Here is a 12,380-nt window from a genome sequence, read left to right on the forward strand (position 1 = left end):
TGCGGCCATGAGCCTTCTTTGCGAAACCCCCAGCCTGTCCCGGCGCGCGGTGCTGATGACCGGCGGCGCGCTGTTTGCCTGGGCCTATCTGCCGCGCTTCGCGCGCGCGGCCGAGAATCGCGACCCGCGCCTGATCGTCATCGTGCTGCGCGGCGCGCTGGACGGGTTGTCGACCGTCGGTCCGGTTGGCGATCCGGACTATGCCGGCCTGCATGGCGATATCGCGCTTTCGCTCTCAGGCGCCAACCCGGCATTGCCGCTCGACGGTTTCTTCGCCGTCAACCCGGCAATGCCGGTGTTTGCGCGCCTGTTCAAAGCGGGCCAGGCTGCGGTGGTGCATGCGGCGGCGACCGGTTATCGCGACCGCTCGCATTTCGACGGCCAGGACGTGCTGGAAAGCGGCCTGCCCGGTCCCGGCAACGCCACCACCGGCTGGCTCAACCGGGCGTTGGCCAGCCTGCCGGCGGGCGAGCGCGTGGCAAAGCTCGGTGGGCTGGCGGTCGGGCCTTCGACGCCGCTGGTGATCCGCGGCGGCGCCCCGGTGCTCGGCTGGGCGCCGCAGACGCTGCCGACGCCGGGCGACGCCTTGGCTGAACGCGTGCTCGACCTCTACAACCATCGCGATCCTGTGCTGGCGGCAGCTCTGCAGAAAGGGCTCGACGCCGACCGGATGGCGCTGGGCGATCAGCTCGACGGCAAGACGATGAAGCCAAAGGGCGGCCTCGACAATGCCGTCGGCATGCGGCAATCGGCGCAAGGCGCGGCGCGGCTGATGGCGGCCGATGACGGGCCTCGCATCGCCGCGCTCGCCTTCGACGGCTGGGACACGCATGTCAACGAAGGCGGCGCCACAGGGCGGCTCGCCAATCTGCTCGGCGGCCTCGACGGCGCCTTCGAGGAATTCGAGAAGGGGCTTGGCGAGCGTTGGCGCGACACGGCTGTCGTCGCCATCACCGAATTCGGCCGCACGGCCCGCATCAACGGCACGGTTGGCACCGACCACGGCACCGGCACGGTGGTGCTGCTCGCCGGCGGCGCGATCAAGGGCGGTCGCGTCATCGCCGACTGGCCGGGACTTAAGCCGGCGCAGCTCTACGAAGGCCGCGACCTGGCGCCGACCAGCGATGTGCGCGCGGTGCTGAAGGGTCTGCTTGCCGACCAGTTCGGGCTGTCGGCGGCGGTGCTTGGCGACAAGGTGTTTCCAGAGTCGGCGGCGGTGAAGCCGATGCGGGATCTGGTGGCGTGAGTCGTGAGTTTGCGGTCAGCGATAGGCTGGCGGCGCCAGTCAGTTCGTCATCCACGGGCGGAGCGGGAGCGAAGCGGACGCGGAGACCCGAGGATCCATTCCGTGACTTTGATCGTGGGTGCTGCGGAGCAGAATTCTGAACCGTGGCAACGCCTGAACGTCACGGAATGGATCCTCGGGTCTGCGCTGCGTCGCTTCGCTCCTTGCTCCGCCCGTGGATGACGAGGCTGAGGAGCCTCGGCCAATCACCAACGCTGGCGCGACGTTCCACCGACATGACCCTCGCGCATGTAACTCAACAAAAAACGCCCGCGCCGTTGCCAGCGCGGGCATCGACCGCGATCCTCTCGACGGATCATCAGTTCCAATAGCCGGGGTGCCAGCGGTGGTGCGCCCAGAACCCGGGATGCCAATGGCGCACCGGCCGGATGAACCGGCGGCCGTTGGGCACGCAATTGCCCCAACGGCTCGCGTGCCAGCCGGGACCGCAGCGCCAGCCGACCGTTTCGATCGGCAGCGGCGAAGCACCTGGCTTGGCCATCGGCATCGCCTGCGAGCCGACGCCGGACAGCATCAACGTGCCGGCGGCAATGGCGATGGGTAGAAAATACTTTGCGAACATGCGTTGTCTCCGTGATTCATCCATACCGCCGTGAAACGGAGGACAGGGCCGAATTCCGTCGGAGCGGTGCGGATCACGTCTTCGTTAGCGGGCGGCGCCTTCGTTGAGTGTCGCCACCGTCTTCAACGCGCCGTCCAGCATGTCGCCTTTCTCGTCTTTCAGCGCCGCCTCGCGCAGGCGGCGGATCCAGTCGGCGGCGTCTTCGCGGCCCTTGAGCATCGGCAGCGCCGACAGCACGCGGTCGAATTTCGACTGGGCGCGGGCATGGGTGTCGCTGTAGCCCTTGATCAGTCGGCGGCAGTTCAAGATTTCGACTCCGAGCGCATAGTCTTCACGTGCCTTGCCTAGCGCCAGATCGTACCAGCGCTCCAGATGCTCGACCTCGACCCTGTGGCGCAGCAGGCGGCGGCGCCAGCGGCGCAGGCCGCCGATGAACCACAGCATGGCGAAGCCGGTGAAACTGTCGGTGCGGATGTGGCGGCCGCGATTGATGCGGCGGTCGAGAAAAGCGGCGAGCTTGGGCCGGCTCTCAATGTAGCTTCCGAGCCCTGCCGGCAGCGTGCCGCAGAATTCCTCGATGCGCGGATGGAAATATTCGGTGACCTGCAGCACCGAGCCTTCCTTGACGCCGACCTCCTTGCGCACCCGCTTGTCTCGCGTCGAGCGTGTCTTCAAATCCGCGACGCGGATCATGTCGTCATAGCACATGGCGTTGGCAAGGTGCTTTGCCGCGGCGATCGACAGCGTGTAGCCGCGCTCCGCATTGTCCAGCGCCACCGCCTTGTCCAGCCGGTCGAGATACTCGCCGCCATAGGCGATGCCCTGGTAATCGACGACCTTCTTCAGCCCGCGCTCGGCCATGTCGCGCACGGGTTCCGGGAGCAATGCCACGCGACCGGCAAGCTCCTGCCACCCCTTGAGGAGGGTTTCCGGTCCGCTGACCTTCGCCGTCGACTTGGGCTGGGCAACGGCATGCTCCCCCGCCGCCTTTTCGCCGGCGGCCGCTGCCGCGATCCCGCGCGCGCGATCGTAGGCCGCGCCAAAGGCCGCGAGGCTCGGCTTGACACCGCGGCCGCCGGCGCCGATCGCCTGCTCGTAAGTTTCGCGGGTGAAGGGCAGCGCGTCGGAGCCGGCCAGCGCGCCAAGCAGGCTGGCCGAGATCATGGTGCCGTTGTCGGCGGCGATCTTCTCCATGTCGAAGGCGATGAAGCGCTTCGCCGCCGCTTGCGCCGTCGCATGCACCTTTTCCGACGAGGCGCGGCCGTCGCCCGGCTCGATCTTTTCCGAGACGGCGGCGATGCGGTGCGAGGACGTAATCAGCGTCGTGCGCTCGGGCGTGACGAAACCGCGGATGATGGCGCGGCCGGCTTCCATCAGCTCGGCGGCGATCAATATGTCGACGTCACCCTGCGAGGGCGACAGCGCGAAGACCGGCAGGCGGCCGGTGTCGCGGGCCATCTCAATGTAATAGATCGTGGCGCCGGTGCGCTGGGCGACACCGGCCACGGAGGTCGATTGGGCGATATAGCCGTTGCGCTCGGCGACGTCGGTGATCCAGTCGGCAAGCACGCCGCCGCCCTGGCCGCCGACCGCGAGCACGGCGAGTTTTATCACCCGCTCGTCGTCATACGCGCCCGCCTTCGGGCGCAGGGGAGAAGCCTGGTCAAGCATCGGCGAACGTCAAGCGGCGGCTTTCACGGCGGCGCTGCAACAGCCCGATCACGGCGCGGCGCGCGCCTTCCAGGAAACGGTCCCAGCGGCCGGGATTGTGGACGACGTCGGCGCGGTAGAAGGACGGGCAAAGCACGGCCGCATCCGCCACCTCGCCGCAATTGCCGCAGCCGACGCAATTCTGGTCGATCGAGGCGACCGGATCGTCGCGCAGCGGATCGTCGAGCGACTTGACCGACAGTGACGGGCAGCCGGACAGCCGCATGCAGGCGTGGTCGCCGGTGCAGATGTCCTCGTCAACGCCGAATTTCGGCTTCACCACGCGCTCGCCGCCCTTGATCGCCTTGTCGACCAGCGGCTTCTCGCGGCGCTGGCGATTAAGCATGCATTCGGACGAGGCGACGATGACCTTCGGCCCCTTTTCCTCGGTGGTCAGCGCCTCGCGCAACGCGGCTTGCATCTTGCCGACATCATAGGTGCGGTCGATGTGGCGCAGCCATTTGACGCCCATGCCCTTCACCGCTTCATCGATCGGATGCTTGGTCGACTTGGTGCGGTTGTTGGCGCGCGAGGACAGGATGTCCTGGCCGCCGGTGGCGGCCGAGTAGAAATTGTCGACGATGACGATGACGCCGTCATTCTTGTTGAACACCGCATTGCCGATCGAGGAGGTGAGGCCGTTGTGCCAGAAGCCGCCGTCGCCGACGAAGGAGATCGAGCGGCGTTTGGCGTCCGGCGAATTGAACGCCGAAGCCGAGGCCGGCCCCAGCCCATAGCCCATGGTGGTGGCGCCGAGCTCGAAGGGCGGCATGATCGAGAACAGATGGCAGCCTATGTCGGAGGCGATGTGGTGCTTGCCGAGCTCCTGCTCGACAAGCTTCGTCGCGGCGAAGATCGGCCGCTCGGGACAGCCAATGCAAAAGCCCGGCGGACGCCCAGGAACGACATTGATGAGGTCGGCCGTGTCGACGCCCTCGCCCGCCTTGTTCGGCGCGCGCACCTCGCCCGGCAGCAGATGCGGGGCGTGCGCCCGCAGGAAGGAGCCGATGCCGTCGAGCATGACCTGCCCGGTATATTCGCCGGCCATCGGCAGATGCTCCTTGCCGACCAGCCTGGTGCCGCGGCCGGCCTTGTGCAGCATGGCGGCAAAGGCCTGCTCGACATAATTGGGCTGGCCCTCCTCGACCACCAGCACCGCCTGCTTGCCCTCGCAGAAGGCGAGGAACTCGTCGTCGACGAGCGGGTAGACGGCGTTGAGCACGTAAAGCGGCACGTCGGTCTCGCCATAAGTGTCGGCAAGGCCGAGCCGCTGCAGCGCGCGGATGACCGAATTATACATGCCGCCCTGCATGACGATGCCGACCGAGCCGTGGTCCGAGCCGAAGATCTCGTTGATCTTGCGGCTCTTGATGAAATCGACCGCCGCCGGCCAGCGCTTGGCGACCTTTTCCTTCTCATGCAGGAAGGAAGCGGGCGGCAGCACGATGCGGCCGGTGTCGCGGCGCGGCGCCGACAGCGCATCGGCGACCGACATTGGCGGGCGCTTGTTGTCCTTGGCGATGAAATGGCCGTGGACATGGCAGCAACGGATGCGCACCTGCAGCATCACCGGCGTGTTCGACACCTCCGACAGCTCGAAGCCGTCCTCGACCGCCTTGACGATCGAGGGCAGGTTCGGGCGCGGGTCGAGCAGCCAGACCTGGCTCTTCATGGCGAAGGCGTGGCTGCGCTCCTGCATGATGGAGGAGCCCTCGCCATAGTCTTCGCCGACGATGATCAGCGCGCCGCCGGTGACGCCGCCCGAGGCGAGATTGGCCAGTGCATCGGAAGCGACATTGGTGCCGACCGTCGACTTGAAGGTGGCGGCGCCGCGGATCGGATAATGCACGGAGGCAGCGAGCATGGCGGTGGCTGTCGCTTCCGAGGCACTCGCCTCGAAATGCACGCCGAGCTCGCCCAGAATATCCTGCGCGTCGGCCAGCACATCCATCAGATGGCTGATCGGCGCGCCCTGGTAGCCGCCGACATAGCCTACGCCGCACTGCAAGAGCGCCTTGGTGATGGCGAGGATGCCCTCGCCGGCGAATTCCTCGCCGGCCCCTAATCTCAGCTTTTCGACTTCCTTGGCAAAAGACCGTTCGGCCATCTCTGCCTCCTTCCGTTGCCGCCTTCCCGCTGCCACGGGGCGGCGCGTGCATCTAGATTTCGTGCTTGCGGATGTTCTTCAGCATTTTTTGCAGCGTCGCGATCAGCGCGGCGTATTCGGCATCATCGACACCGTCGAACATGGCTTCGAAAGCGTCATGCATTGCAGGCCAGGCGCGGGTGAACAGCGCTCGCCCGTCATCGGTAAGAAAAACGTGGCGGATGCGGCTGTCGGTGACGCCCTGCTCGCGCCGCACCAGGCCCTGGCCCTCCAGCGCGTCGAGCGTGCGGCTCAACGTCGACTGCTCGATGACCGTGTAGACCGAGAGGTCGTTGACGGTGACGCCGTCGGCGACCGACAGCACGGCAAGCGTGCGCACCTGCGGGATGGTCAAGCCCTGCTTGCGGAAGTCGTCGCGCAAAGTGGCGTTGTAGCGGCCCATGATGCGGTTCATCAGATAGGGCGCGAATTGCTGCAGGCCGATCTGGCCGAGGGTCGAAATGCGCTGGCGCTTTTCGGCGAGCTTCTGTTCCATCACAGCCTCCCCGCCAGAAGGAAGCCGGAACCGCCGCCGAGGCCGGCGCCGGGATGGGTCGAGGCGCCGATATGATAGAGGCCCTTGATGCCGGTCTCGTGGTTGCGGCTGGCCTTGAACGGCCGCCACAGGAAGGACTGGTCGATGGTCGACGAGCCGCCATAGGGATCGCCGCCGACCAAGTTGACGTTCATCGCCTCGAGATCGGCCGGCGAATAGGTGCGGCGGGCAATGACCGTTTCGCGGAAACCGTCGATGTGGTTGGCGAGGATCGCCTCGACGCGGTCGGCATAAGCCTCGCGCAGCGCCTCGGTCCAGCGGCCGTCGGCCGGGACATCGAGCTTGCCGGCGGCATCGCCCTTGATGTGACGCGGCGCCTCCGGCAGTTGCAGCCACAGGATGGCCTTGCCCTGAGGGCAGCGCGACGGATCGAGCGCATGCGGCTGGCCGACGCAGATGGTCGGCACTTCCGGCAGCAGGCCGCGCACCGCCTCGTTGCAGGCCTTCGACACGCCATCGAGCCCCGGCGTAAGATGCAGCAGCGCCACCTTGTCGAGGCCCTCGCCGCGCCAGGCCGGCGGCTTGTCCAGCGCATAGTGGATCTGGAAGTTGCCTTTGCCGTAGCGATAAACGCGCGTCGCTTCGACGTCGCGCTTTGGAGCCGTGTCGCCGAGCAGGCGGCCGTAGAGCTGCGTCGGTGTGACCGAGCAGATGACGCTTTTCGCCGCCGTCAGCGTCTCGCCGGAGGCGAGCCGGACGCCGGAGGCACGGCCGCCGGTCTGGACGATCGAGGCGACGTCGGCGTTGACGCGGATCTCGCCGCCGCGCTCCTTGATAAGCGCCTCGAAGGCGGCGAGCAGGTTTTTCGCGCCGCCCTTGACGATCGGCGCGCCGGCTGCCTCCAGCGCGAAGGCGATGACCTTGGCAATCTGGCCGGAGAAGGCGTCTTCCGGGCCGAGCCCGGCATGCAGCACCCAGGGCGCCCAGAGCGCACGGACGACATCGGAGGTGTAAGTCGTTTCCAACCAAGTCCGCGCGGGCACCAGCGCCTCGCCCATGAAGGCGGCGAGGTTGCGCGGGCCGCGCCGCCAAGCCTCGCCGGCGATGAGCTTCGTTGTCGGATAGGACCAGAGCGCGCCGCCGAGCAGGCCGAAGAGCAGCCCGGCGTTGCGCTCGATGCCGCCGACATCGCCGCCGTGGCGATCGCCGTCGCCGGAGGCGATCCGGTTCAGCGCCGCGATGTTGGCGGCGCGGTCGGTGGTGAGCACGGCGTGGCTGCCGTCGGGCGTGAGCACACCGGTGGGTGTCGCCGTGTGGCAGAACTCCAGCCCGTGCCGCGCAAGGTCCTTGCCGAGCGCGGCAAAGGCCGGCGAGGTGATGAACAGCACGAAGGTCGTGGCCATCACGTCATGGACGAAGCCTGGCGCCGTGATCTCCTCGGTGCGCACGCAGCCGCCGATGCGGTCGTTGCGCTCGAGCACGAGCACCTTGACGCCCTTGGCGCCCAGCATCGCCGCGCAGACCAGGGCGTTGATGCCGCTGCCGACGATGATGTGATCGGGGGCGGTCATTGGGCGCTCGCGGATGACAGGAGGCCAATCGGGCTAAGCCGAGTTCCTTCGCGCCCCCCTCTGTCCTGCCGGACATCTCCCCCACAAGGGGGGAGATCAGCCGTCATCGCGGCTTTCGCCAATTGTCCGCGTCGCAGGATCGAGCAGGGCGCCAAAGCTGCCAATCTCTCCCCAAGTGGGGGAGATGGCCGGCAGGCCAGAGGGGGGCACCGTAGAGCGCTGGCCTTGCCAGGCTGCCGCCCTCTCGCTGTCATCACTCCATTGCCCGCAAGCATGATCTTCTCCCGAAGACCGTCGCCTCGCCTATTTGCCCGGCACCAGCGCCAATGCCCGGATCGGGCTGCCGGTGCCGCGCTCGATCTTGAGCGGGGCGGCAATCAGGATCGCGCCCTTCGGCGGCAGCTGGTCGAGGTTGCAGAGGCTGGCGAGTCCGTAACGGTTGGCCTTGTGCATCAGCGTGTGGGCCGGGAATGGCGGCTCCATGCCGCCGGCCTTGCCGGCGTCGGTACCGATCGTCTCCGAGCCCCAGCCCTTGACGTCCTTGGCGATCAGGAACTGGATGGCCTCGGCCGTCGGGCCGGGCGTATGCGGGCCGGTCTCGTTGGCGTTGAGGAACTCGGCTTCCGAGCCGTTGCGCTTGTACCAGTCGGTGCGCATCACCACCCACTCGCCGGGATTGATCGCACCATGCTTGGCTTCCCAGGCCTTGATGTGGTCGACGGTGAGCAGGAAATCGTGGTCGGCGGCGGATTCTTTCGAGCAATCGATGACGTTGACCGGGCCGATGAAATTCTGCGCCGGAATGGTGTCGGTGGCGCCGTCCGGATAGTCCTTGCCGGTGATCCAGTGCTGCGGCGCGTCGAAATGCGTGCCCGAATGCTCGCCGAGCTTCAGCCAGTTCCAGGCCCACCACGGGCCGTTCTTGTCGTATTTGGAGATCTCGTGGATCTCGATCTTCGGCGTGTCGACGGCGAGTTCCGGCGGCAGCTTGATCAGCGGCGTGTTCGGCCCGAGCGGCGCCGTCAGGTCGACCACCTTGATGGCGCCCGAAAGCAGCTGGCCGGCGACCTCGCCGAGGAGTTTCTGCGTGTCCATGGTCTTTTGTTCCCTCTTGTTCGTGACCTTCAAGGCTCGTTGCGGCCCTTAACATACCTACTAGACGAAAACATATGCATCTGCAATTATCTTTAAGCATAAAGCATTTTGGGGCGGGGCGTGAGCGAGTTCGACGCCATCTTTGTCGGGGCGGGCCATAACAGTCTGGCATGCGCCGCGCATTTGGCGCTCAAAGGCTGGAAAATAGCGGTTTTCGAGCGCAGCGAGACGATCGGCGGCGCGGTGCGGACCGCCGAGTACACGCTTCCCGGCTTCCGGCACGATTTCGGCGCGATGAATTTGAGTCTCTTCGCCGGCTCCGCCTTCCACCGGAAATATGCAAATGAATTGAAAAGCCACGGGCTGGAATTCGCGCCGGTGGCCGATTGTTTCGCCAGCGCGTTTCCAGATGGAAAGTGGTTCGGCGTCAGCCACGATCTGGAAAAGACCGCGTCGCGGCTGGCCGCCTTCTCCGCGGCGGATGCAGCCACATGGCGCCGGCTGGTTGGCGCCTTTCCCGGCGAAGCCGAGCATCTGTTCCGCCTGCTGGGCTCGCCGATGAGCGCAAGGGCGCTGGCCGGCACGGGCTGGAATCTGTGGCGCAAGAAGGGCCTGGCCGGCGCGCTCGATACGGCTCGATTGCTGTTGTCGTCGCCTCGCGCCTGGCTCGAGGAAAATTTCGAGACGCCGCATGTGCGCACGACCCTCGCGGCCTGGGGCATGCATCTCGATTTCGCGCCCGACATCGCCGGCGGCGCAGTGTTCCCTTACCTGGAATCGATGGCCAACCAGAGTTTCGGCATGGTGCTGGGCAAGGGCGGCGCCGACACCATCATCCGCGCGCTGGCCGGCATGGTGACGGTGGCCGGCGGCCAGATCACGACCGGCGCGGAGATCGCCGAGATCACGGTTTCCGGCGGCATGGCGACCGGCGTGCGGCTGGCATCCGGCGAAACCCATAGCGCGACCAAGGCCGTCATTGCCGGTGTCGCGCCGAAGGCGCTGCCGGGCAAGCTGCTGCCCAATGGCTCTGGCGACGCCGGCTTCGATGCGGCGATGAAGACATTCCGCCACGCGCCGGGCACGATGATGATCCATCTGGCGCTGGACGACCTGCCCGACTGGAGCGCGGGCGCGGAACTTCGCCAGTTCGCCTATGTGCATCTGGCGCCGTCGCTCGATGCCATGTCGCGCGTCTATCAGCAGGCGATCGCCGGGCTGCTGCCTGAGCAGCCGGTGCTGGTCGTCGGCCAGCCGACGGCTGTCGATCCCTCGCGAGCGCCGCAAGGCAAGCATGTGCTGTGGGTGCAGGTGCGCATGCTGCCGGCGGAGATCCTTGGCGACACCGCGGGCAAGATCGCGCCTGCGCACTGGGATGCGGTCAAGGACGCCTATGCCGAGCGCGCGCTCGACATCATCGAGAGTTATGCGCCGGGTTTGCGCAGCAAGATTCTTGGCCGCGCGATCTTCTCGCCGCTCGACCTCGAGCGTGAGAATCCGAACCTCGTCGGCGGCGACCAGATCTGCGGCAGCCATCACCTGGCGCAGAATTTTCTCTTCCGCCCGGCGCGCGGCTTCGCGCGCTGGAACACGCCGGTCGCCAATCTTTACCTCACCGGCGCCGCGACATGGCCCGGCGCCGGCACGGCCGCGGGCTCGGGCTATATGCTCGCCCAACAGCTGGGAGGAAGTTGAGCCGAAGAAATCCGGGATGGACAAGGCGCGGTTGCCCACCCCCGAATGAAAACGCCGCGCGGACAAATGACAACCAACAAGGGGAACGACCATGACCATCAACAGACGTGACTTGCTTGGGTACGGCGCCGCGGCGATCGGTGCTGCGACGCTCGGCCTGCCGAGGGCGGCAAAGGCGGCGGACGAGCTCACCATCGCCTACAACGTCAACCTGCCATCATGGGACCCGACGACCGGACCCTCGGCCGTCAACCCGACCATCCAGGGCCTGTACCAGTCGGTGTTCGATCAGATCATCGGCCAGAAGCCCGATCTTTCCTTCACGCCGGGCCTGCTCACCGAATGGGGCTGGAACGACGACCGCACCAAGGTAACGATGACGGTGCGCGACGGCGTGAAATGGCATGACGGATCGCCCTTCACACCGGAAGACGTCGTGTGGTCGCTGCAGCGGGCTGGCGACGAGAAGACCGGCAATCCGATCCAGTTCGTCTGGAAGAACGTCAACAATTTCAAGATCGACGGCAACAAGATCACCGGCGACGTCGTGCAGTTCGACCCGGTCTATTTCAAGTGGATGTCTTTCCTGACCGGCTACATCCTGCCCAAGGCCTATTACGAGAAGGTCGGCGCGGAAGGCTTCGAGAAGGCGCCGATCGGCACCGGTCCCTATATGGTCGACAAGTTCGAGCGCAATGCGTTCCTGCGGCTCAAGGCCAACCCGCACTATTGGGGCACTAAGCCCGCCTTCGAGAATGTGACGATCAAATTCGTCACCGACGCGGCAAGCCGCGTCGCCGAGATCGAATCCGGCTCCTCGCAGGTGACGCTTGAAATCCCCTATGAGGAATATGACCGGCTGATCGCCAAGGACGGGCTGGCCGGCTCGATCAAGAACGTCTCCGACATCGGCATGATCTTTTTCAACGACATCGAGGCGATGCTGGACAAGAATGTCCGCCAGGCGGCCGTGATGGCTGTCGACAAGGAGCTTCTGGTCAAGCGGCTGCTGCGCGGCTACGGCCAGCCGATCGCGACGCTGGAGACGCCGGAATACACCGCCTTCGATCCATCGATCAAAGTCGAGCACAATCCGGAGAAGGCCAAGGAGCTGCTCGCCGCCTCCGGCTATTCGCCCAAGAAGCCGGTCAAGTTCACTATTCAGACGACCAAGGGCTTCAAGCCCAAGGATTACGAGATGATCCAGGCGATCGTCGGCATGTGGCGCAAGGTCGGCATCGAGGCCAATATCGAGGTCTACGAGATCGCCAAGCATTACGAGCTGCGCGCCGCCGACAAGCTGGCGCCGGCCGCCTTCTACAACTGGGGCAACTCGATCGGCGATCCGACCACCTCGACCGGCTTTGCCATGTATGGCCCGAGCCCGCATTCGGTTTGGGACAGCCAGGACCTGATCGACATGATCAACCCGCTGTGGGGCGAGAAGGACGAGACCAAGCGCATCGCCGGCTGGAAGGCCGTCGACAAATACATCGCCGAGCAGGCCTACGTGCTGCCCCTGATCCAATATGCGCAACCGATCGTGCACTCGAAGAAGGTCAATGTCGTGCAGCATGTGTCCGGCGCGCTGCTACCGGCGCTGATGACCCCGGCCTGATTGTCGGCCTTGCTCCTGCCGGTCTTCGCCCGGCAGGCCCCCTCATCCGGCCCTTCGGGCCACCTTCTCCCCGGAGGGGAGAAGAGGCTGGCTCAGCCGTCGGCGACCTCTTCTCCCCTCGGGGAGAAGGTGGCCGTGAAGCGGTCGGATGAGGGGGAGTTCGTTAGAGTGATTACGCCCG

At 66.1% G+C, this 12,380-nt stretch carries 9 protein-coding genes; 3 read left to right on the forward strand and 6 right to left on the reverse strand.

All coding sequences use genetic code 11. The features are described from left to right. Window positions 1–7 precede the first annotated feature (7 nt). Complete coding sequence (locus FJ430_RS00440; RefSeq protein WP_140702665.1) at window positions 8–1,246, forward strand: DUF1501 domain-containing protein; 1,239 nt, start codon at window positions 8–10, stop codon at window positions 1,244–1,246. A 358-nt stretch (window positions 1,247–1,604) separates the two neighbouring features. Here the strand turns inward: FJ430_RS00440 and FJ430_RS00445 are convergent, their stop codons facing one another. The 6 genes from FJ430_RS00445 to FJ430_RS00470 all read right to left on the reverse strand — a co-directional run bounded on the left by FJ430_RS00445 (window position 1,605) and on the right by FJ430_RS00470 (window position 8,886). Beyond that, a complete protein-coding gene (locus FJ430_RS00445; RefSeq protein WP_140702663.1) occupies window positions 1,605–1,868 on the reverse strand; it encodes a GCG_CRPN prefix-to-repeats domain-containing protein in 264 nt (87 codons plus the stop codon). Window positions 1,869–1,952: 84 nt separating this feature from the next. After that, on the reverse strand, window positions 1,953–3,539 hold the full coding sequence (locus FJ430_RS00450) for an indolepyruvate oxidoreductase subunit beta family protein (RefSeq protein ID WP_140702661.1): 1,587 nt from the start codon (window positions 3,537–3,539) through the stop codon (window positions 1,953–1,955). Further along, window positions 3,532–5,685 carry an indolepyruvate ferredoxin oxidoreductase subunit alpha gene (locus FJ430_RS00455; RefSeq protein ID WP_140702658.1) on the reverse strand — a complete coding sequence of 718 codons (2,154 nt, stop codon included), beginning with the start codon at window positions 5,683–5,685 and terminating at the stop codon, window positions 3,532–3,534. The genes FJ430_RS00450 and FJ430_RS00455 overlap by 8 nt, the downstream gene beginning before the upstream one ends. Window positions 5,686–5,737: 52 nt before the next feature. After that, window positions 5,738–6,220, reverse strand: a complete 483-nt coding sequence (locus FJ430_RS00460) for a MarR family winged helix-turn-helix transcriptional regulator (protein WP_140702655.1) — start codon at window positions 6,218–6,220, stop codon at window positions 5,738–5,740. Further along, complete coding sequence (locus tag FJ430_RS00465) at window positions 6,220–7,791, reverse strand: phytoene desaturase family protein (protein WP_140702653.1); 1,572 nt, start codon at window positions 7,789–7,791, stop codon at window positions 6,220–6,222. Before FJ430_RS00465 ends, FJ430_RS00460 begins: the two co-directional genes overlap by 1 nt. A gap of 303 nt (window positions 7,792–8,094) precedes the next feature. After that, window positions 8,095–8,886 (reverse strand): cyclase family protein, encoded by a 792-nt coding sequence (locus FJ430_RS00470; protein WP_140702651.1) that lies wholly within the window; start codon window positions 8,884–8,886, stop codon window positions 8,095–8,097. 120 nt (window positions 8,887–9,006) lie between these two features. On the opposite strand from FJ430_RS00470, the gene FJ430_RS00475 reads away from it, so the two are divergent. Both FJ430_RS00475 and FJ430_RS00480 read left to right on the forward strand, forming a co-directional pair. Continuing rightward, on the forward strand, window positions 9,007–10,581 hold the full coding sequence (locus tag FJ430_RS00475) for a phytoene desaturase family protein (RefSeq protein ID WP_140702649.1): 1,575 nt from the start codon (window positions 9,007–9,009) through the stop codon (window positions 10,579–10,581). Window positions 10,582–10,672: 91 nt separating this feature from the next. Next, the gene (locus FJ430_RS00480; protein WP_140702647.1) at window positions 10,673–12,199 is read left to right on the forward strand and encodes an ABC transporter substrate-binding protein; all 1,527 of its coding nucleotides are present in this window, start codon (window positions 10,673–10,675) and stop codon (window positions 12,197–12,199) included. Window positions 12,200–12,380: the final 181 nt, after the last annotated feature.

Source organism: Mesorhizobium sp. B2-8-5 (genome assembly GCF_006440675.2).
Classification (GTDB): domain Bacteria; phylum Pseudomonadota; class Alphaproteobacteria; order Rhizobiales; family Rhizobiaceae; genus Mesorhizobium.

What these genes read in the sequence shown, in the direction of transcription:
- FJ430_RS00440 (WP_140702665.1), top strand. Translation starts at nt 8, where the DNA reads ATGAGCCTTCTTTGCGAAACCCCCAGCCTGTCCCGGCGCGCGGTGCTG.
- FJ430_RS00445 (WP_140702663.1), bottom strand. Translation starts at nt 1,868, where the DNA reads ATGTTCGCAAAGTATTTTCTACCCATCGCCATTGCCGCCGGCACGTTG.
- FJ430_RS00450 (WP_140702661.1), bottom strand. Translation starts at nt 3,539, where the DNA reads ATGCTTGACCAGGCTTCTCCCCTGCGCCCGAAGGCGGGCGCGTATGAC.
- FJ430_RS00455 (WP_140702658.1), bottom strand. Translation starts at nt 5,685, where the DNA reads ATGGCCGAACGGTCTTTTGCCAAGGAAGTCGAAAAGCTGAGATTAGGG.
- FJ430_RS00460 (WP_140702655.1), bottom strand. Translation starts at nt 6,220, where the DNA reads ATGGAACAGAAGCTCGCCGAAAAGCGCCAGCGCATTTCGACCCTCGGC.
- FJ430_RS00465 (WP_140702653.1), bottom strand. Translation starts at nt 7,791, where the DNA reads ATGACCGCCCCCGATCACATCATCGTCGGCAGCGGCATCAACGCCCTG.
- FJ430_RS00470 (WP_140702651.1), bottom strand. Translation starts at nt 8,886, where the DNA reads ATGGACACGCAGAAACTCCTCGGCGAGGTCGCCGGCCAGCTGCTTTCG.
- FJ430_RS00480 (WP_140702647.1), top strand. Translation starts at nt 10,673, where the DNA reads ATGACCATCAACAGACGTGACTTGCTTGGGTACGGCGCCGCGGCGATC.